The sequence below is a fragment of the Termitidicoccus mucosus genome, assembly GCF_038725785.1.
Taxonomy (GTDB): Bacteria; Verrucomicrobiota; Verrucomicrobiia; order Opitutales; family Opitutaceae; genus Termitidicoccus; species Termitidicoccus mucosus.
The window spans coordinates 4,930,689-4,952,382 of record NZ_CP109796.1 but is presented as its reverse complement, the minus strand read 5'-3'; the positions used below and the strand labels follow the sequence as shown (position 1 = coordinate 4,952,382).

Genomic DNA, 21,694 nt, shown 5'->3' with positions numbered 1-21,694 from the left:
ATTACTGGAAAGGATGCTGCCGCCGGTCCGCCGCCACCTCAAACTGCCCGCCGCTTTTTCTGTAAAGTGACTGGCGGTTCGAGATTGAGTCCGGGCATGAGCCGCGCAATGCACGCGTTGAGCGTGTTGCCAAACCCGCTTTTCGGGCGATCGCTTTCCATGCCGCGCTCATTCTGCGGCGGGCCCGCCGCCGGCTCCATCACCGTCAGAGAAGCATGGTGTCGGCATACTCCGCTATCTGTATTCGAGCCATGCAGTTGCGGTTGTGTCTGCATCGGTCACAAACCGGACCCAGCGGGCCTGAAACGCGGCCGGAAACACATGGTCGAGGCGTTCGCCGGGCCTGACGGTCAGCCGCGTGTAGGCCAGCCAGTCTCCGTCGCCGGTGGGGTCGACCTCCACGGTGAAAGTGACAGCGGAGGCCGAACGATGTGATAATTGCAACGTGCGCTGGTCATAAAAACCGATCAGATAGGGATCGGAGGGTTGTCCTGCACGCACACTTGCATTCACCCAAGGACCGCCGCGGCCCGCCGGCTTGCCCAGTTTCCACAGGTCGTCAATGACGCCCGCCCAGACCGCGGCCTTTCGGTCGGTTGAGACAAAGACATGCGGATTATCCTTCGCCTCCGCCGGGTTGATACCGGTGATGACCAGCAATCCACGATAGGAGGCATAATCGTTGATTTGCAGGTGGTGCGAGGCTATCGGACGGATCTTGGCGTAACCGTCGGCATTCTCCGCCGGCAGTTCATAAAAGGTTCCGTGGCAGTTGAACAAATCCCTTTCCGTGGCCACCTCGCGGCAGATTCTCAGGTGGCCTTGGTTCGTGAGATCGGTATAACGCACATCCCCAAAGGGCAGGCGCCACCGCCTCCCGGAACCGTCCACAATCAACACAGAACCCTCATCTATTTCGACCGCCTGGCGGGGAATGGCGAATTTTTCACGGATAACGGAAGCGATTTTGGCATCATCCTTTTTTACTATATTCATGCGCTCGTCGATTTCATAATAACCGGTTTCCCCCGATTCCGTATTGGCCAGCAACCCCATGGCCCTTCGGTTGTTTCCCAAGCTATAAAGCAGCCCGCCCTGATGGCGCGCGTCACCAATTTGCGACAATCCCCTGAATATGGGATCCGTCGATGCGGAACGTTTTTCTCTGGTTGAATAAATAAACGATACGCTGGCCGTGGTATCCTTGTCGGCGGTTACTCTTATCCATTCACCCTGCCCGCCGTCATCGAAATTAACGAAGGCGGATGCTCCGGATGCTACGGTGACCTTTTTAAGCTCCGCCCAATTATTGTTTCCTGCCTTATCCACTTCAAAATGAAAAACGACCGGTTGATCACCGGAATTTTTTATCCATGCGCAGCGCTCATCCCAGCCGGCAAAAAGAAACGGGTCAGAAGCGACCCCGGCCTTGACCGTTTCTTTCAGCCAGACATGGCCTCCTGCCGTGCAAGGCCCCAGTAAATCCGGTTGTTCAAGGGACGTAAACCAGAGGTTGGAGTTGGATTGGCCGGGGCCTCCGATGCCTGCCTTGGCTTTGCGTTGATTGAGAAACTCTTTTTTTGCGGAATCATCGCAGCCGAATACCAGACGCTCATTCCAACGCGCGAAGTCGCCGATCACTTTCAGGTATGCGGAGCGCGGACGAATCCCGGCGGTGTTGGTTGATGTGAACATGGCGGGGAAACGCCAGAACATCCCATGCATGGTCATCAGGTAGTCGGGTGCGCCGGGTGTGCCGATGTCGCGAATGCGCGGCCATTCGGTATTCCAGCCATGTGCGCCATCGTAGGAGTAGCTCGCCTTGGGCAGGCGGCGAAATGACCAGCCGCCCTGGTCGCGCACGCCCAGCAAGACGGATTTATAATCCCATCCGGTTGCCCATATCGGATCACTTTCCGGATGAGCGTTGCCATGAATGCCGCCGGGGCCCGTAACTTCCACGAATTGATTGCGACGGACAACCGTCCAGTCCTTTCCATCCCATTCCGCAAGCACCCCCGATTCTATATCGAACTTTTTTATGCCTCCTTCGAGGCTTCTCCATTGTTGGAATAAACCATCACCCCCTGCCCGGAATACAGCCCCTTCCCGTGGGCGCCGGGCAGCAATTCCGCATGCTGGGCCATTTGTCCTGCTTTGCGGAGGGTATTCCCGTCCTTATACAAGACAGTCGGCTCCAGTGTGGTTACATCCACCTCATAAAATCCCTCCTCCATGGTCGCATAGTAGATTTTGCCGGCCGGATCGGTCAGATGGCGAGCATTGCCGGTGAGTCTTCCCGGCATGAGCTGGTGAGTGATGACCCGCACCTTGCCGGATTGATCAACGGCATAGGGACCGATAAAAAGCTGGTTGCTTTCCCTGTGTATCATCCGGTTGGCCGGAGTGCCGCCTATGCTTTGGGGGTGGGCCGTCATCTCCAGTCCGGGGGAAATCTGATATAATTTATCCGAGGAACCGAAGGGCTGGTGCGGACCGTAGGTGATGGCCCACAGGCTCCCGGCCCAGGGCACAACCGCTCCCGTGCCGCATTCCCCTTCGTCATTATAAAAGGCCAGGTGTGGATATATTCCGCTAATGTTGAGTCTATCCGCGGGCGGCTGTTCCGCGTGGATTTTGCAGAAGGGCAGCAGGCACAGAAGAACTGCGGCCGGCTGCAGGCGACGGGGCCGGGCGTTTTTATTGTCGATTGATTTCATTTCCGGTCGTTTTCGTTTTATTATAGATGGAGTGGCGTCGGTAACATCACTTATGGGAAGGGGAGATCCCGGCGGATCGAAAACCCGCCGCATTGAACAATGGTGCAGACGGTGAGTTCTGCCACGCATAGCGAACCGCCAGCGGCTTCTTCACCGCCCGGGTGGTCACAATCACATCGCTGCCGCTCACCTTGGCCTCGGCAGGATGAAATATCCGGTCGTCTCCCGCAACCTCAAAGCCGCCTCTCCCGTTCAAGACCAGCCCCGTGGCATGCGTGAACTTGACTCGAAGCCCCTGCCCCTCCTCCGCCTCGATGCCGTCAAACACCGGCCCGGACACTTCGCCTTGTGCGCCGTAGGTTTTCACCAGCGCCTGCGCGGCGAGGCGCCAGCCGATCATCTGCTTGTTTTTCACCGGATGGATCCGATCATGCTCTCCCAGATCGATCGTCACCACCATGCTCGTCGCAGGCAGCGCCAGCGCCGTGGCCTGCGCCTCGCGAAGCCTCGCCCATGCCATGCCGGTATTGTCCTCCTTGTTGTTGTATCCCGGAAGCTGGACAAAATAGAATGGCAGACGCGGTTGCCTGAATCCTTCGCGCCAGCGGTTTATCATTTCGACAAACAACTCTGCATATTCGCCAAGCTGCCGAGCATTGCTTTCCCCCTGATACCAGACCACGCCCAAAATCGCCGCCGGATACAGTGGTTTCACCATTGCATTGTGAATTCCCGACGGGGTGAACTTGCGCCCATCTTGCGCTCCCGTATTCCATCGCGTAACCACCCGCGTATACGCGGCGCTTCCCAGGCGCCCGGATGCCCCGTCCAGCCAGCCTTCGATGGTCGTGCCGCCCCACGCGCAGTTGATCAAACCCACCGGCACGCGAATATGCTCCTGCAGTGATCGCGCAAAAAAATAGGCCACGGCCGAAAATTCTCCCGCCGTCGCCGGTGTGCATGGCTTCCACGTCCCGGATACATCCTGCAATGGCTCATCGGATACCTTGCGCGCGATCGCAAACTGCCGGATGGACGGATGGTTCGCGGCCGCTATTTCTTTCGCGGCATCACGTATCTTTTTTAGTTCAAGCTGCATGTTCGACTGACCCGCGCAAAGCCAGACATCGCCCACCAATATATCAGCAACACGTACGATGTTCTCACCGCTGACAATCAGCTCCGACGGCATGTCAGAAGCTGCTTCAGGCTCCAGTACCACCCGCCAGAGTCCACTTCCGTCTGCCTCTGCCTCCTTCCGTTGTCCGTGGAATGTCACGGTTATTTTCTCGCCGGCCGCCGCCGTTCCCCAAAGGGGAATCGGACACCCCCGCTGCAACACCGCCCCGTCACTCAGCAAGGCCGGCAATCGAACCGCTGCGGCCGCGCGTCCTCCGAGCGGCCCAGCCGATAACATGATTATCAGGAAGCAATATAAACGAGCCATCATGAAATTAATGCACCATCGGTTTACCTCCGGAATTCGGCATCGTTACCGTGAAAATCTGCAGATGTGATGCGATTTTCCTCAGATATGCGATCCGGCTGCCATCCGGCGAGAATACACAGGCGGAACGGTGCGGGGAGGCCGCATCCTCCGTGCGCGCGGTCAAACGATGGGCGCGTCCGCTCGTGACCTCGGTGACAAAAATGCTATTGTCCATGGCATAGGCGATCCAGCGGCCGTCCGGACTCCATGTAAACGTCGAGGTGATCGCCCACGGGTTGCGTGTAACCTGCCGGATGCCGCCGCCATGGGGAGAAATAATATGCAGTTGGGGTGTCCCGCTGTCATCCTTCATTAAAAATGCGATAGCCGCGCCATCCGGCGAACTGCGCAGCCAGTGTCGCGGTCCCTGGATGCCGGGATGCTTCCGGTCATCCGTATATGTGATGCGCCGCTGCACGGCGCCCCGGGGCGGCGAGGGGCGCGTTGTCCCTGTCCCCTGTAATGGCGCGCCGCCGGCAATGGTGGGATCCTCCGGTAAATCCAGCACAAATACTTCCGCGTGCCGGTGTCCGTTGAGTGCGGTCACCATGCCTTGAAAAGCCAGTGCGCGCCGTTGTCGCGAACCATCCGCCCGGATATAGCCATTGGCGCCAATCCATCCTTCCTCCGCCGCCTGGCTGATCTCATCGGATCCCGGGGCCGGAACAGCAACCGTCTTGCTTGCCACAAACGTAAACCACCCGCCGTCATGGTTGCGCGGATGATTGCGGTTTACACGCACCGGGCCGAAGGGCGCAGCCACCCCGATGTTCCTCTGATTCGGTTCCGCCCCGTCACGCCCGCCCGCGCATGTCAGGATTTCGTCATCGTAGGTGAAACTCACCCATTCGCCGGCGCCGTCAAACACATGCACATGCGAGCCTCCACGCAGCGCGCCCGGCGCGAACGGCGGCGCATAATTCATCGCATCGAGCGCCCGCCCTTCGCCCGGATGGTCCAAATCGACCACCAGGCCGCGCCGCCGGGATGGCGCATACGACCAGTCCCGCGCCGGGTTGTCCGGCCCCAATATAAACACCACCCGCTTTTTCCCCGGATGCCATGTCGCCACGCCGCATGTCGCGCCATTGCGGGCTTCGTATATGCACCTCACCTCCCCGGTGTCGGCATTCACGCATTCGATCCGTGTCGCGTCGAACGCCTCGCCCTTGTTCCGGCAGTCGTACGCGATCCATTTTGAATCAGGAGACCATATATTATAGTTTGCCACAATATGGCCATGTGACGCCGTGGTGACCTGACGCTCCTCGGTCTGCCCGGAAATATCGGCGATGACCTGCGCCCGGACATGACCGCAATCGACCACGCTGGGCGCAATATACAAAAGGCCGGCGGAAATCACTGTCTGCATCCCCTTGTGGTGTCTCATCGCGGGTCAGGCCAATTGACCGCCTGCCTTGCCAGTGCACGAACATCTTCGCCACCGGAAAGCACGCGCAGCCGGAATGAATATTTAAGGGGCTTCGGCGAGATCCTGTATTCGGCATGGGGCAGCCTCCCCCAGGAATTGTCCCCGCCCAGCCCGCGCTGTTTCAAATCGATATTGAGCGTGATGGTTTCACGCTTTGGGAGCTGATATGGATAAAAGTTATCCTTTGCTCCCGCCCAGGTCAGATCCTCCGTTGTGGGATGCAGCGCGGTGGCGCTGAGCAAAGGCATGCCGATGACAAGCAATCCCTCGCCGCGCTTGTTGGTCAGCGCAATCCAGCGGACTCCTTCCTTGTTGCCCGTCTCCTGGGGTTTCAGATAGGGGAAGAACTGCTCCGCCACCGTGCCTCCATACAGGCCGACGCGCGCATCCTGCCGGTCCCAATAGGTCTCGTGCGGGCCTTTCCCGAACCAGGCCAACTGGTCGAATCCCACCTGCAATATCGTCTGCATACCGAACCGCGGCAATTCAACCAGCTCTGGGCTGCCCGGCAAAAATTCGGAATCGACACGAATATCACCGCTCGCGGCAAATGTCCACACTAGGCGCTGCACGCTTTTTACCGCCGGCAGCCAGCCTTCCACCAAAACCGCCGCGCCGCCGGCCTCCAGTCTCTTGAGCGCAACCGACTTCGCTTCGAAGCCCTCGTGCGCGCGACGCCAGACCAGCGCATTGTTGCGGGCCAGTTCCTTTTTATCCGAGCCAGCCATGCCACTTCCCCGGTCATTGTCAGTCGGCGCGCGCCAGAAATGCGGTCCCAGCGGTTTTTCAAGCAACTCGGTCGTCCCGACCTTCAGCGACTCCAAAAGGCCGGAGTTCCTTCCAAGACAGGCGGTCAGATTCCCCGCGGTCACGATAAAATGATCCTCGCCCTCGGTTACCGATATGTTCTGGCTCGGCGTCCTTATCACTGCCGCCGGCAACGAAATTGGCAGCAAAAATTGCGACCAGGCCATTTCATATCCTGCTTCCGCCCAAGGAGTCGGTTTACGTAATTTGAAGCTGATTTCCAGAAAATATTCAACGCCGGGAACCGGAGCAAACCCGCGCATGGGGATCGCCACACGCTTCGTCTCGCGAGGCGCTAGGGAGAGTGTGTCCAGACGGCCCTCCTGCATGATTTTCCCATCCCCGGTCAACCGCCAGTCAGCCGTCAGCCAATCGGCCGTGCTTCGAAAATCCATCCAGTTTGTGAATTCAAGTTCCGGACTGGCTTGCGCAAGGTCGATTGCAGCCATCTGCACCGGTTGAAACACCTTTTTGGCCTCGGCCAGCGCTGGATGCGACTCGCGGTCGGGGCTCACAAGTCCATTGGCTGCGAAATTGCCATCCGATGGGAATCTCCCCATCACGCCAAACGTTCCTCCATAGCCAAAGAACGTCCCCAGTTCGGGATTCAGCGGAATCGCGCGGGGATTTTCCATTTCCACAATGCCACGGGAAGCGGGCACCGGCGCCCTGATCCCTTGGTCAACCCAATCCCATATGAAGCCACCCTGCAAATAGGGCGCGCCTTCGTATATCGGGCGCCAGTAGGCCCACAAGTCGCCGGTGCTGTTGCCCATCGCATGCGCGTATTCACACATGATAAATGGTTTCTCCCGCGGCAGCCTCGCGTAGTTTATGACTGTCTCGACTTCCGGATACATCGGACATATGATATCCGACACGCTTCCGCTCTGATCGCCCTCGTATTGCACCGGACGCGATGGATCGCGCTCCTTCAGCCAGACGCGGCTCTTTTCGAAATTGATCCCCATGCCCGCCTCGTTTCCGAGCGACCATGTCACCACGCAGGCATGGTTTTTGTCACGCTCCACCATGCGCCTCAATCGCTCCAGATGCGCCGCGCCCCAAGACGGAACTTTCGCAAGCGACGCCGCGCCATGCCCCATGCCGTGCGACTCGATGTTCGCCTCGTCCATGACATATAATCCGTATTCGTCGCAAAGCGAATACCACTCGGGCACATTCGGATAGTGTGATGTGCGCACGGCATTGATATTATTCCGCTTCATCAGGACGATGTCCTGTATCATCCGCTTCCGTGTCATCACATGCCCCAGATCCGGATCGTGCTCATGCCGGTTTACTCCGCGGATGATGACCGGTTTTCCATTGACCAGAAATTTCCCGTCCCTTGTCTCCACCGAACGGAAACCCACCCGGCAGGGGATGGTTCCCAACAATTTCCCGGACGAATCCTTCAGTGACAGAAACAGCGTGTAGAGATTTGGCTCTTCCGCACTCCAGAGTTTCGGGGACTTTATCTGTTCTGAAATGCTTACCTTCGTCACATCGCACGGCTTCACCTCGGGAATGATTTTCACCTTTCGGGCAATTTCCCGACCCGCCTCATCAATAACCGACATCTCGATTGTCGCATTGTTCATCACATTCCCCGCCAGATTTCTCACCTCGGCGGTGATATCCAGCGCTGCGGCCTCAGCAGCCATGTCCAAAGTGGTGCGAACCTCAAAGTCCCGGACATACAACTCGTCGGCGGACCAGAGATAAACATCCCGGAATATGCCGCTCAGCCGCCACATGTCCTGATCCTCCAGGTAGGAACCGTCGTTCCAGCGGAATACTTCCACTGCCAGAAGGTTTTCTCCTGCCCGGAGTTTTTCTGTTATACGAAAAGTGCTCGGCGTGCGACTGTCCTTGCTGAAACCAAGACGCTTCCCATTCAGCCATACGGTAAAGAACGAGTCCACGCCGTCGAAACATAGAAAGATCTCCCGCCCCGCCCAGGCTTCCGGCACAGTGAACGTCCTTCTATAAGACATGACCGAGTTGTTCTCATCCGGCACCACGGGCGGAGTCATTGCCTTCCATGGATATGGAATATTTGTATAAACTGGCACGCCATATCCTTCCATCTCCACATTTGACGGCACAGGAATTGTCGTCCACGCACTGTCGTCGTAATCCGGATTCCAAAATCCCTCCGCGCGCGCCGACGGATTCGCCGCCCAAAAGAAGCGCCACTCTCCGTTCAGCGAGCGGAAAAACGGCGACAGCACCCGATCCAATCCCTTCGCGGATGCTACATCAGGGAACACCATCATTGTGGCATGGGGCTCCTCCAATCCCTCGGACACGCGGGTTTCATCCACCCACTCCGGCGCAGCGGCTGCGGCCAGCCATGCCATTCCCATGCCTATCATTGCCGGCAGCCGGAGCCGGCGCCCAAAGGTCATATTAATCTTCATTTTTACATTCACACCAATTGCTCTTTCGACTGGTCAAACACAGTCAGGTTCTTCAGGTCGCGCGGTTTTTCCGGGAGCAGGCAGGCGGCCCCGTAGCTCACTGCAAACATGATGATGTTCCCGATGATCGAAGTATAATACGAATCAAATATCCGCGGCACGATCCCGAACTGCATCAGTGTCGCATAGACCGTGAACAAGGCCGTTGCCACAATGCCGATTAGCACCGCGCGCGCGTCGCCTCTGCGGGTCAGCATTCCAAACAAAAAGGCGCCCGAGATTCCGCCGCCGAGCAGCGCCGTCACAATAATGCTGAAGTCCATCAATGTCTTGGTGTCGGCAAAATAGAACAAAAATGCCCCGCCGATCATGAGAATCGAAATGCCGAGCGACGCGCCCAATCCCATCCGCAAATAATGCCTGTCATCGCGTCCCTTGGCAAAATACGGCTGGTAGATGTCGCGCACCCATACCATGCTGGCGGTGTTAATTCCGCTGCTTAGCGTGGACATCGCGGCCGCCAATGCCGCCGATATGACCAATCCCGCCAGCCCGGGCGGCAGCACGCTTACAATGAAATGGGGCAGGATCTCCTCCGCCTTGCGCAATCCCGAGAGGATCTCGACGGACACGCTGCTGGGGAAATGCTGAAAATATACCCACAGGCATGTGCCCAAAAACATAAACATGGCCCAAATGGGAACCGAACCGATCCCCAGCACGATCATAGAGCGCTTGGCATCACCCGGAGTGCGGGCCGAGCACCAGCGCTGCACTGTTTCCTGGTTGAGCTTGCCTGCGACGTATTGGACAAACCCGACCAGCAGCAGCATGATCACGGTCTTTTCGGAAAGCGAAAAACCGCCGCGCATCGGCTCCAGTTCCCCGGTCTTGGCATTCAAGTCCATGAACGAGAGCTTCCCAGCCGCCCACGATTCCGAAAAGATGGTTCCCAGCCCGCCGGGGATCGCCGCCGTGACAAAAATAATGCATGCCGCCGCCCCGGCCACGAGGATGACCGTCTGGATCACATCCGTCCATATGACTGCGGTAAATCCGCCCTTGATGGTATAAAGCGCGGTGATTCCTCCCGCAATCAGGATGCACCATTCAATGCGCACCCCTGTCATCGGCGCCAGCAAGATTGCCACCAGATATGCCACCGTGGCCGTGCGGAGAATCTGGGCCAGCATGAACACCACCGCCGCATATACCGACACGGAGTTGCCGAAGCGCATCGAGAGATACTGGTAGGCCGAATTCACCGTTCCCCGGCGGAAAAACGGGATGAACATATATGCCGATATGATGACGACAACGGGAAACGCAAAATTCGGGACCAGGCGAATCCATGCCGTCTTAAAACTATCCGCGGGATAGGCGATAAAGGTCACCGAGCTTATCATGGCCCCGATGAAACTGATGCCGATGGCCCAGCCGGGAAAATTGCGGCCGCCCAGAAAATAACCGTCAGTGGTTTTGTTTTTTCCGGACAGGCGCAATCCCATCCCGATCATTGATACGAAATATATTATAATAACCGAGAGATCTATCGGATTGAGATGCATGATATAAACGGAAAAGCCCCGGTGAAATGTTACTTGGTTGAAAAGTTCTTGATGACGAGATTGTCGATTCCGAGCGAGGCGCCGTTGGCCGCGCGCTTGGAAAACGACCAGCGTATAATCACCTCTGAACCCGGTTTCCACGACATCCGGCTAAATGTCACAGTCCGGCTGTGCTCGGCCACCGGCCGGACTTGTTGATTGCCGGTGATCTGATTCTCGTAGTGCCCCGCCTTGACTTCCCGCCAGCCGGATGCATCCGCAAGCGTCGCCTCGCCCGGTTTGCCCGCCTTATACCAGACTTTGACCGCATTTGACGGATCACCAGCCCGGAATTGCTTTATGACAAACGAAAGGTCCATCTTGTTGATGGCCTTGTCGGTTTTGTTGACAAGTCGCAGGCCGATTGAAATGCGTTTTTTTGCGCTCGCCGTGGCGCCAAGGCTGCGGTCCGCGGGCGTGCCGGTGTCATCGCCCAGACTGTAAAGTCCCGGTTGAGGTGTGACTTTCTGCCCGCCGTAACCGGCGACAATCGTGGTCTCCGTGGAAAACCATCCGGGAATCGTGACATTATCAACCCATTCCTGGGTCCCATACATGGGCAGTGAATCAAAGGACTGCGTATATCCCGAGGACTGGAGTTTTTCGTCAATCTCAATCTGAGCGCTGACTTGGACAATGGAAAGACTGAATATGAGCGTGAGCAGGCCTGACAAGGAGCAGTTATTCTTTTTCATGATCTTTATATATGATATTGAGCAAAATATTATTTTTCCATTATTGATGGAAACCACTGGACCAATTGGGCCGCAACCAGTTCGTGTCCCTTGCGATTGGGATGATTGGTTTGCGACATATAGGCCGTTAATCCGCCTTGGGTTTTCGCCGCCTTTTCAAATTCGAGCCAGCTGTCCGCCAAACCGACTCCGTATTCTCCAGCCAGCTTGCGGATTTGGCCGGCATGCTGGTTGAGCGGCTCATTCGGATTATTGAAGTCGGCCTTCAGATGCCCGGTGGGCGTCAGGAGTATGACCTTTATGTTTGCCGCAAGCGCAGCCTCGATCATGGAACGCCAGGCCTTTTCCGCGCGCTCCAACCCGATGCGCCGGTCATTGAGCGCATAATCGATTGTTACGACATCCGGGCTTAGCGCGAGGACATCGCGCGCGAATCTGGCCGCGCCGCGCTCAGAATTTTCACCGCCAATCGCAGTTACGATGACATTGATGACTGCATAGGAAAAACGACGGGACAATTCCACGTGAGCCAGATGCGGGTACGAATCGAATGTCTTCACGAGGTTGCCATTAAAATAACCCGCAGGCACGCTGTGCCCGTGGCATACGATTGTCATCGTGCGATTGTCAGGCCATTTTATCGCTGCCCGGGCAGCAAAATCACTCAAGTATGCAGCGCGATCCGCAATTTCCGCTGTCACGAAAAGTGGCTGCCAAAACAGCAGGATAAGCACACCTGCGCATAATCCTTTTATGTTCATGCTATTGCTTCCTCCATCTGACGAATCCAGCCAATTGTTCCTGCGTGAGATTATGCACCGGTTTGAATTCCTCCGACACCATGTAACTCAGCAAGGCGGCCTTCAATTGACGCGCAACCGGTCGCTTTTCCAAGTCGTGGCTGATATCGATGGCGGAAAACAGCAGTTTCCCATCGCCCACGCGCGCCTCGAATACCGCTCCAAGCGAGTGATTCCGCTCAAAGTTATCCACAACCCGGACGAGCGGCATCACCGGCAAACCGTCCAGTACCACGCTGCGCGAACGCAAGGCAAGATCCCACCACTGCCAATCCGAATGGCTTTCCGTTGGAAAGCCCCTGAGCGCCGGATGCGACGGATCGCACATCATGCCCATGGTGCCGGATTGTTTTTCCGGTGAATGAAACGGACTCCAAAAAACCGGCAGGAACCGTCCCTCAATGCCTTCGATCTGCTCCACCACGGGATTAAACAAAACACGTTTGCCCTCGGATAATGCACGCATGGCTTCATCCAGCGATGATGTAAACACCACTCCTGCAGGTACCCCCGGAGGATGTGTTTTGGGATAAATCCATATCTTCCATGCATTGTGAAAGGCGGTTCCTACGAGCTGCGCTTGCAGCGTCCATTGCTCCGCCGTGCTCCCTTCGGGGATTCTGATGTCCGCCTCGCCAACCTCGGCCAACTCGCCGGCCTTGCTATGAATATGCTGTATCCGGCCTCTGGCTATCACGTTCTTTGTGCGATCAAGCAAACTCCATGCAAGCTCCGCTTCAGGCATGTCTTCGAAAAAATTCGCCAGTTCGAATTTTACCGGCAGTGCCTCGCCCCGCTCCAGCGTCACTCTGGAAATTCGCGCAAGTGGCACCACGGGGCCACAGAACTGCCGGAATTCCTCTGCGGTGATCACTTCCTTGGAATCCCAGAACGCATTCAGCAAACCGACCAATGCCGTTCCCTGGCCGGGAAAATCCTGGAGCCCGAGCAATTGGAACCCATCGAAACGGGAGGTGCGCAGCGCCCGCTCGATTTCCTCCTTGTATAACAAAGCGGCGAATCGGCCGGTATTTTTTGTAAACTCCGGCGCCAAGTTGAGCAATCCCCTAGCCAGCAGATCGTTCTTTATCGCCATGAAATTCAACGGCACCAGGTTCTCCGTGTAGCGTGCGATTTCCGACAGGTCCGGATAGACTGAATACTGGCCGATTTCGTGCGTGATGACCGGAACCTTTATATAGTCCACTTCCTTGTCATAGTCGTTGTCAAATGTCGGCTCGCTTGTGTTAAAAATCCCCTGTCCTCGTATCCATCCTTTTTCGGTTCTGCGGGTGACAAAAAATTCGTCCGACGGAGCAGGTGACCGTCCGAAGCCTTTTTCAAAGGTGAATGTGGTAACCGAATACAGGCGCCTGGCATCCGCCTGCCGCAGCCGGCGCACGAGCTTGTCGGGCAATGACATGTCTCCCTGAAGTTCATTGCCCATCGAAAACAATAGGAATGATGGATGGTTTCCGTATTCGGCCAGAATGCGGTCCGCCTCTTCGTCCAGAAATTCCCATGACCGCCGGTTGGCGCCCACGTCATGGCTCCAATGGGGTAACTCGATTTGCAGATAAAATCCGAGCTCGTCAGCCGCCTGAAATGCCGCGCGCGGCGGGCACCAGGAGTGAAAGCGCAAATGGTTCAGCCCCCACTCCCTCGCCCGCCCAAGGATATGCTTCCACTCGCCAACGGTTGTCGGAGGATAACCCGTGAGTGGAAATATCGCGCACTCAAGCGTGCCGCGCAGAAATATGCGCTTCCCGTTCAAGACCAGCGATCCGCCCTTGCCTTCCAGCACACGGAATCCGAACCGAGCCTCGCACAACGCGTCATCATCGCCAGGAATTCGCGCCTCGAGCCGGTAACATGCCGGGTGAAACTCATCCCAGGCTTGTATCGCGGCACCGGTCAGTTCCCAATCAATGGTTGACGATAATGCCTTTTCATCCATCGAGAAATCCTTGACCGTTTCCGCAATCACCGTGTTTTCGCCGGACCTCAAAACCAATCGCACCCTGCCCGTTGCCGCACCGGTCTTCCTGCCGGGAAAACCCAGTTGGATGCGCAATCCATATGACGGCGAAACACGGGGATACACTGCCATTTTATCTATGTGCGGCCGCCCGGATTCCGCCTTCAGCACGAGTGTCCCGAGCATGCCATTCCACATGATTTGCGTATGATTTGTATAGGCATGGGCCAGCGGCCGGTCACCGGGACCGGTAAACGATTGGGCGAGCCGGCTGATGCCGGGATGAATCTCTGAATTGTCCACCCGCACCAGCAATTCATGATGCCCCGGCGAAAGCGTGCCCAAATCATGACGATGTGGCGCGCTCAAGCTGTCAGCGGACGAAAGCTCCCTGCCGTCCACCCACACGCGGGATTCCCAAAGCACACGCTCCAATTCCAATATGACAGGCCGGCCTTCCCACGACGCCGGGATCGCCACATCCCGCCGATACCAAGCCGGCCCGACATGGGTGAACCTGCGCTGCAACCGCGCCAGCACTTGGGAATCCAGTTTGGGCTCAAGCGCCAGCGGCGCGCCGATGCCGGCATCGTCCAGCGTCCCCGGCAACACAATCTTCCGCCACTCCGCCGCGCCGGACGCGGGATCGGAAAGACTCACCTCCCATTCGCCGGATAAGGGCATCTCCTCCCCGCTTACGAACGCAGCGCCCACGCAAACCGAAAATACTAAGAAAAACACTTTATTTTTCATGTTTGATCAGCTCCCTCTCCAACTCCTCCAAGCTCCTGCCTTTGGTTTCAGGCAGCTGGAAGACAATAAACAGCAATCCTGACAGACAGATGATTGAATAAAGCCAAAATGTTCCGGCAGCGCCAAACGCCTCGTTGAGCAGCGGGAATGTATACGTGAGAACAAAACACGCCGCCCATAATGCCGCAACCGCCACAGCAACCGCAGCCCCGCGTATCCGCGTGGGAAATATCTCGGAGATCACCACCCATGTCACAGGGGCGAGCGACATTGAGTAACAGGCGATCGCCGCCAGAACCAGCAGCAGCATGACGACGCCCTTTATTTCCGCATAAAAGCAGCCTCCCATGATCGCATAGATGAGCGCCAGTCCCGCCGCCCCCGCCAGCATCAGCGGACGGCGTCCCCGTTTGTCCACAAAACCCAGGGCCACAAAGGTGAACACAAGATTAACCGATCCGGTCCATGCGATATTTTTCAGGACCGAGGAGATATCATAACCCGCCGCGCTGAAAATATCTTCCGCATAGTTGAAGATGACATTGATTCCGCACCACTGCTGAAACACCGCCAGCGTCACCCCGAGCACGACCACCTTGCGCATGCGGGGATCAAGCAGCGCGCGGAATGAGACTTTTCCCGGCTCCCCCGCGATCGCGCTCCTGATTTCACCCAGAGCGACATCGGCGCTGGCGGTCCCGCTTATTCTGGAAAGAATTGCGCGCGCGGCATCCATCCGCCCCTTGGTCGCAAGCCAGCGCGGACTCTCCGGAACAAAAAACATGCCCGCGAAAAAAAACACCGACGGCACCGCGGTGAGCCCAAACATCCAGCGCCACCCCAGACGGCCAAACCAAGATGAGGCAATCCACTCGTTCGATACGCCCGCGGGCATGTCCCGCACAAGAAACCAGTTCACAAACTGCGCCAGCAGAATGCCCAGCACGATGGTCAACTGATTGATTGACACCAGGCGTCCGCGCAGGTGCGGCGGCGCGACCTCGGCTATATATAATGGGGACAAATTCGACGCCAGCCCGATGGCCACGCCACCCATCATGCGCCATGTTACAAACAGCACAAAGGTGGGGGCGAGCGCATTGCCAACGGAAGTGACGGCAAACAAAAGCGCCGATGCCATCAGCAGACGTCTGCGGCCAAACCGGTCGCTTAATCCGCCCGCGACAATCACTCCGGCAAGGCAGCCAATCAGCGCGCAACTGTTGGCCCAGCCGGACAGCATCGGGTCATCCAAGGCGAAATAGCGTTCAAAAAATGGTTTCGCGCCTCCAATAACCACAAAATCATATCCAAATAACAATCCTCCACACGCCACGACCAGCGAGATTCCCAAGACATAAAGCGCGGATCCTCGGTCCCCGAGTGGCGTGTCTGACCGGGCCGGCATGGCTGTATTGGCATGGATTTGCATGGATGCAGCGTGAGAACTTCAATAAACGAGATCCCGAAAATTCCTGACCCGATGAAAAGTGATCAGATTCCCATCGTGCGCGCTTTTGGCGCGCGCGTCGCCGCTGCGCGACAGGATCACGAGATCATCGCCGTCCATGTCCATGCTGGCGTAGTGGCGCGCCTGCTTGGGCGACGGGCCGACTGCGGCCAGGCCGGCAAAGCACCAGTCAATCATGTTCTTCGAAAAATGCAGCACCAGCCTGCCTGTTTCGAGTCGCACAATGCTCGGTGTATATAAGGCCACCTTGGCCGGATCCGCCGCCTCGCCCACCACCACAAAATCGTTTGCGAGTGGACGGATAGGCGAGGCAGCCGGCAGCCCGACTGCTTCTTGAAACAGCATCAAGGAAAGCAATGCCGCGAGGACAGGCATGCGTGTGCAGCAGGGAGTTTTGATCTTCATGCGGGATGGGCTTATTGGCAGTGATTAATATACCAATTCCCGAAAATTCTCCACCCGATGGAAAGTGATGAGATTCCCGTTATGCGCACTCTGGGCGCGGGCGTCGCCGCTGCGCGAAACAATCACCAAATCGTCACCGTCTATCGCCATGCAGGCATAATGCCGTGCCGCCTTGTCCTCGGAACCTATGGCCACGACTCCCGCAAAACACCAGTCAATCATGTTTTTCGAAAAATGCAGCACCAGTCTGTTGCGTTCGTTGTCGGGTCGACTATAACGGCCCTTGGGCATTTTCTCGATGCGTGTCATCGAATCGGTGGACTGGGTGCCGAGCAGCCAGTATAATTTTGTCTTTGCATCGTATTCGATGTGAAAGCGCATGTGCCCGCCGGGAAGCTGGACAAACAGCATCTTTTCCCCGGACGGTACGGTTTGCAGGCTGGTGGTCATTGAGCCGTCACTGTTTTCCACCACCTTGGCAAGCGCACCGTAATTCGTGAGCCCGGTATGGGCGCGGGCGAAAAGGTGAAACGTCCGGCCTTGTGGGTCATACCAATAATGATTCGGATCGGTGATTTGAACCACGTTGGTTTCCAGCCATCCGATGGGAGGAAAAGTGACTTTCCCGTACAGGGGAGTCGCCTTCGGGAAACTTTGCGGATAGAACGGCATGCCAAAATAATCCATATCGGGCTTGTTCTCCTTGTAGCCAGGGATCAGGTCCTGGAATGTGATCTCGCTTGCGTAGGTCCACGCGGCGGCCTTGGTCAGGTCGTCCGTCTCCCGCGCGCGCATGAGCACAGGGGCGAGCGCGCCCACATACCAGCTTTTTATATTATTAATTGTGAGCCGCTCCCACACCATGTAAACACAGCCATTGGCATGCCAGACATTGGCAGCGGACTGATGCCATGTCCGGTCGTCAAGCGCGGAGGGCTCGCTCCAAGTCTCGCCATTGTCCGTCGATCGCTGAATGCACAATGGCGCGCCGTTAGGATTGATGCCCGGCCCGATATAAAACATCGTGGCAATATAATATATTTTCCCGCCGGCGGTAAAGAGCCGTCCCTGATTGGTCGGCGACTCCGCGCGCCTCTGCCATGTCACGCCCTTGTCATCGGATGTCAAGATGACGGTATGCCCTTTTTTAAGCTTCCGATTCGTCTCTGTATAAGAAGCAACCAGTCTTCCTGAATCCAGCCGGGTGATGCTCGGCGTATAGAGCGAGACATCAGCCGCGTCGGGCGATTCAGCGAGGATGGATTCACTTGCCATTGGTCGGATCGGACCGCCCGCGTCGGGTGCCGCGGCTAACGGGCCGGCGCACATGAAGGCCGTGACGGCGGCGATCACGTTTATTCCCGTTGGGGGGAGGCGGAGTTTTGGGTGTTTCATTGTGTCTGCTATATTTGGTGACTAGCTGAATTCTTTCACCAGCTCGGCGACCGTTGCCTTGAGAGCCGCGTCAGCCGGGAGCATCGGCGGCTGCACCCAGGGCTGGCAGAACCCCCTGGCGGCAAGCGCGGCCTTGATGCCTTGGATGATATAACCACCGCCGGAGAACGCGTAGAGCTTGCAGCTCAGGGTCATCAGGCGGGTTTGCAGGCGGTTCAACGTGTCGAAATCGCGCGCTTTGGCGGCGGCGAAAAGATCCCGGTATAATTCCGGAAACAGATTTGCACCGCCGGTCACTCCGCCATGCGCGCCCATAAGGACGCTTTCGGCCAGCAGTTCCTCCGCGCCGATGAGCATCGAGAAGTCCGGACGGCGGCGGGCGATGTGTTGCAGGCGCTGGAAATACACCATGTTGCCGGAACTGTCCTTCACGCCGAGGATCTTTTTGTCGTCCACCAGGGCGTTGAATGCGCCGAGATCGATGTTCACCTTCGTCATCTGCGGAATGTTATATAATATCACCGGCAGGGTCGATTTCTCGACAAAAGCCGAGAAATACGCGATCTGCCCGGCGGGCGTGGCCGGAAAATAGGGCGCGGGCGCGATGACCGCGGCATCGGCGCCGCAGTCGCGCGCGTGCTCCGTCATGCGCAATGACTCGGCCAGGCTGGTGTCGGTCACGCCGACATACACGGCGCAGCGCCCGGCGACGTGCGCTTGCGTGGCTTTCACCAGATCGCGCTGTCCGGCGGTGGTGAGGCTCGGGCCTTCGCCAGTCGTGCCGAGGACAAAGATGGCGTCCACCCCGCCGGCGATGACGTGCGCGACCACGCGTTCGTAGGCGGGCCAGTCGATGGACCCATCCTGGTCGAACGGTGTGATGATGGGGACAATGATGCCGGATGGCATGCCCCGGACGGACGAATTGGGCGAGGTAATCATGGGTTGTCTTTCGGAAGTCCTCGAAAGACTGGGAAAGTTTTTACGCCCGTTGAAGGGCGGTTTCATTGTCTCTGTAAAGTAGGATTCATCCGCCGGATTGCAGCTTCCGGCGCATGCCCCCGCCCATCTGCTTTTCCGATGCGGGCTTCCGCACACTGATGGTGTTGCCTGGCGACCAGACGCCCTCGGCAAGCGTGCGCGTGGGTTGCGCGGGCACGCCGGTCTCGTTGCGATGGATCATCGCCACCACCGCGTCCACCGCCATCGCGCCGATCATGTGCACGTTTTCGCTCACACCGGAGATCACCGAGTCGCCGAACGGCGTCGCGGCCACCGCCACGCCGACATCGCGCGGGACGTGCAGGCGTTTCTCATGCAGCCAGTCGATGACTTTATACACGCTCGTCGCCGAGGTGATGATCACGTCGGGCTTGTTGGCGTCATACCAAATGCCGAGCGTCTTCTCGTCGAAGTTTTCGGCCAGCAACTCGGGGATCTTTTTTGCATCCGCCGGCTGCAAATGCCGCCCGATCCAGAAACCGGCGAGGTAACTGTGATCGACCCGCGAATCGACATGCCCGGGCATCGCGAGGCCGATCCGCCGGTAGCCCATCTCCGCGAGCCGCGCCACGAGGATGCGCATGTTGCGCGACTGGTGGTTCATCACCATGTGCAGTTTCGGCTTCGTGAGCGAATAACCCATCGCGACGGAGGAAAACTGGTCCCACTCCAGCGCGATTTCGCCGGCGGCCGGGAGCGGTGCCACGACGATGCCGCGCACGCCGCGCGAGATCAATATCTGCGAGGCGCGCCTGGCCGAGAGCTTCGGATTGCCGACCCAGAATTCCTCCAGATTATAGCCGAGCTCCTGCGCGCGTTTGCGCGCGCCCTCGAAATAGCCCTCGGCCTGGATCATGCGCCGCCAGTCCTCCTTGTGCTCGAAGTTCGTTATCCAGGCGATGTTGCCCTGGAACGGCACCACGCGCTTGCCGAGGCGATAGGCGTTGAGCGCGGCGAGCGCGGGATCGGGGCGGTAGTTGTTCTGCACCGCGATGGCGCGGATGCGGTCGCGCACCTCCTTCGAGATGGTGGGGTCGTCGCGAAGCGCGAGCGAGACCGTGGTGTGCGAGACCTTCGCGATGCGGGCGAGGTCGCGCTGGGAAAGCCGTCGGGTAACTGACATGGCAATGTTTTTCCATCATCGTCTCGCGCGCGGCAACCTCCGAAACGCTTTACACGGAAAGTGGCCAAAGGGTTTTCACGGGCGGACGCTCCGCCAAGCATCCCGGCATTCCCGATGAAGAAAATCCCCGACGAAAACGGTTTCGATTTTGATGTCATTGTTTGCGGAGGCGGCCCGTCCGGCGTGGCGTCGGCGATCGCGGCGGCCCGCCGCGGCATGCGCACGTTGCTGGTGGAGCGTTATGGGTTCTGCGGCGGCATGGCGACGGCCGGCCTCGTGAATCCCTGGTCGGGGCACGAATATCCCGGCGCCCACAGCGTGAAAAAGGGCTCCATCATCGGCGGAATTTTCAAGGAGGTTTCCACCCTGCTGGCGGAGGGCGGAGGATTCGGCTCGCGGCTCACGACCTACGCCTTTGACGACGAATACCTGAAAGGCGTCTATGACCGCATGCTCGCCGAGGCGGGCGTGATCGTGCGGTTCCACAGCTACCTGAGCGGCGCGCGCGTGGAACGTGGTTATATAAAATCCGTCCACGTGCTTTCCAAGAACGGCACGACGGCATTCAGCGCGCGCACGTTTATAGATTGCTCCGGCGACGGCGACCTCGCCGCGCTGGCGGGCTGCAAATTCGACATCGGCCGCCCGGAGGACAACCTCACGCAGGCGATGACCACGAGTTTCCGCATGGCCAATGTGGACAAGGAGGCAATGTATCGTTGCGAGACGCACCGCGAGGCGCGCGCCTTGGTCGAGCCCTATTTCCAGAAAGCGCTCGCGAGCGGCGAACTGCATTATCCCTACAGGAATTTCGTGCATTTTTATGATTACCCGCGCGCCGGCGTGCTGCATTTCAACATGACCCGGGTCAGCGAGGCGTCCGGCCTGTCGCCCGAGGATTTGTCCCGCGCGGAGATGGAGGGCCGGCGCCAGGCCTTTTTGCTCGCCGGCTGGCTGATAAAGAATGTGCCTTGCTTCAGTCATGCGCATCTCGAAAAAGTCGCCTGCCAGGTCGGCGTGCGCGAGACGCGTCACATCCACGGCTTATATACAATCACGCAGCAGGACATCGTGGACGGCCGCAAGTTCGAGGACGGCGTGGCCCGCTCCACCTATTTTATAGACATTCACAATCCCAAGGGCGCGCAGGATGTGCATCAGGCGGTGGGAGGTCGAGGCGCGGTGCGGGGCGGCTTCGCGCCGCCGCCGGGCGATTGGTATGAGGTGCCGTTCCGCTGCCTCGTGACCAGGGACTGCTCGAATCTCGTCGTGCCATGCCGCGCGCTTTCCGCGACGCATGAGGCGTCGGCGGCGGTCCGCGTGATGGCCACGATGCATGCGCTGGGTGAGGCCGCCGGCATCGCCTCGTCCGAGGCCGTGCGCACCGGCGGCGATGTTGTCGGCATCCCCGGCAAGTGGGTGCGCGCGCAGATGCCTTGGATGGAAACCGCGCCCGAATACGGCGCGCCATGGAACAGCGCGTCGCTGATGATGGGCGCGGCTGAGGGCACGGCGACCCGCTGACGAGCTGCCGTGGTTAATTTTATCGCGCGAAGCGCGGCTTTGCTCAGGAAAAAGAAAAAGGCCAGCG

Annotated in this window: 13 protein-coding genes and 1 pseudogene; 1 reads left to right on the top strand and 13 read right to left on the bottom strand. The window is 58.1% G+C overall.

Going from position 1 to position 21,694, the window contains the following annotated elements; genetic code table 11:
- Positions 1–234: 234 nt before the first annotated feature.
- The 13 genes and pseudogenes from OH491_RS17240 to OH491_RS17180 all read right to left on the bottom strand — a co-directional run bounded on the left by OH491_RS17240 (position 235) and on the right by OH491_RS17180 (position 20,103).
- A pseudogene (locus OH491_RS17240) lies at positions 235–2,720 on the bottom strand (hypothetical protein).
- Between the two features lie 46 nt (positions 2,721–2,766).
- Positions 2,767–4,170, bottom strand: a complete 1,404-nt coding sequence (locus tag OH491_RS17235) for a sialate O-acetylesterase (protein ID WP_342750616.1) — start codon at positions 4,168–4,170, stop codon at positions 2,767–2,769.
- Between the two features lie 4 nt (positions 4,171–4,174).
- A complete protein-coding gene (locus OH491_RS17230; RefSeq protein WP_084442175.1) occupies positions 4,175–5,581 on the bottom strand; it encodes a DUF3748 domain-containing protein in 1,407 nt (468 codons plus the stop codon).
- 14 nt (positions 5,582–5,595) lie between these two features.
- Positions 5,596–8,862 carry a glycoside hydrolase family 2 TIM barrel-domain containing protein gene (locus tag OH491_RS17225; protein WP_342750615.1) on the bottom strand — a complete coding sequence of 1,089 codons (3,267 nt, stop codon included), beginning with the start codon at positions 8,860–8,862 and terminating at the stop codon, positions 5,596–5,598.
- 20 nt (positions 8,863–8,882) lie between these two features.
- Positions 8,883–10,391, bottom strand: coding sequence for a sodium:solute symporter family transporter (locus tag OH491_RS17220; RefSeq protein ID WP_342750614.1), 1,509 nt, complete (start codon positions 10,389–10,391; stop codon positions 8,883–8,885).
- A gap of 80 nt (positions 10,392–10,471) precedes the next feature.
- Complete coding sequence (locus tag OH491_RS17215) at positions 10,472–11,176, bottom strand: hypothetical protein (RefSeq protein ID WP_068770362.1); 705 nt, start codon at positions 11,174–11,176, stop codon at positions 10,472–10,474.
- A 29-nt stretch (positions 11,177–11,205) separates the two neighbouring features.
- A complete protein-coding gene (locus OH491_RS17210) occupies positions 11,206–11,937 on the bottom strand; it encodes an SGNH/GDSL hydrolase family protein (protein WP_084442176.1) in 732 nt (243 codons plus the stop codon).
- 1 nt (position 11,938) lies between these two features.
- The gene (locus OH491_RS17205; RefSeq protein WP_068770363.1) at positions 11,939–14,707 is read right to left on the bottom strand and encodes a hypothetical protein; all 2,769 of its coding nucleotides are present in this window, start codon (positions 14,705–14,707) and stop codon (positions 11,939–11,941) included.
- Positions 14,697–16,139 carry a sugar porter family MFS transporter gene (locus OH491_RS17200; RefSeq protein WP_334319300.1) on the bottom strand — a complete coding sequence of 481 codons (1,443 nt, stop codon included), beginning with the start codon at positions 16,137–16,139 and terminating at the stop codon, positions 14,697–14,699. The genes OH491_RS17205 and OH491_RS17200 overlap by 11 nt, the downstream gene beginning before the upstream one ends.
- Positions 16,140–16,157: 18 nt before the next feature.
- Positions 16,158–16,583 (bottom strand): hypothetical protein, encoded by a 426-nt coding sequence (locus tag OH491_RS17195; protein WP_068770364.1) that lies wholly within the window; start codon positions 16,581–16,583, stop codon positions 16,158–16,160.
- 24 nt (positions 16,584–16,607) lie between these two features.
- Positions 16,608–17,711 (bottom strand): sialidase family protein, encoded by a 1,104-nt coding sequence (locus OH491_RS17190; RefSeq protein ID WP_145928788.1) that lies wholly within the window; start codon positions 17,709–17,711, stop codon positions 16,608–16,610.
- A 288-nt stretch (positions 17,712–17,999) separates the two neighbouring features.
- Entirely contained in the window at positions 18,000–18,920 is a 921-nt protein-coding gene (locus OH491_RS17185) for a dihydrodipicolinate synthase family protein (RefSeq protein ID WP_068770366.1), read from the bottom strand.
- An 85-nt stretch (positions 18,921–19,005) separates the two neighbouring features.
- Complete coding sequence (locus tag OH491_RS17180; protein WP_068770367.1) at positions 19,006–20,103, bottom strand: LacI family DNA-binding transcriptional regulator; 1,098 nt, start codon at positions 20,101–20,103, stop codon at positions 19,006–19,008.
- 114 nt (positions 20,104–20,217) lie between these two features.
- Here OH491_RS17180 and OH491_RS17175 point away from each other — a divergent pair, with 114 nt between their 5' ends.
- Positions 20,218–21,627: an FAD-dependent oxidoreductase gene (locus OH491_RS17175; protein ID WP_068770368.1), complete on the top strand. Its 1,410-nt coding sequence runs from the start codon at positions 20,218–20,220 to the stop codon at positions 21,625–21,627.
- Positions 21,628–21,694 lie beyond the last annotated feature (67 nt).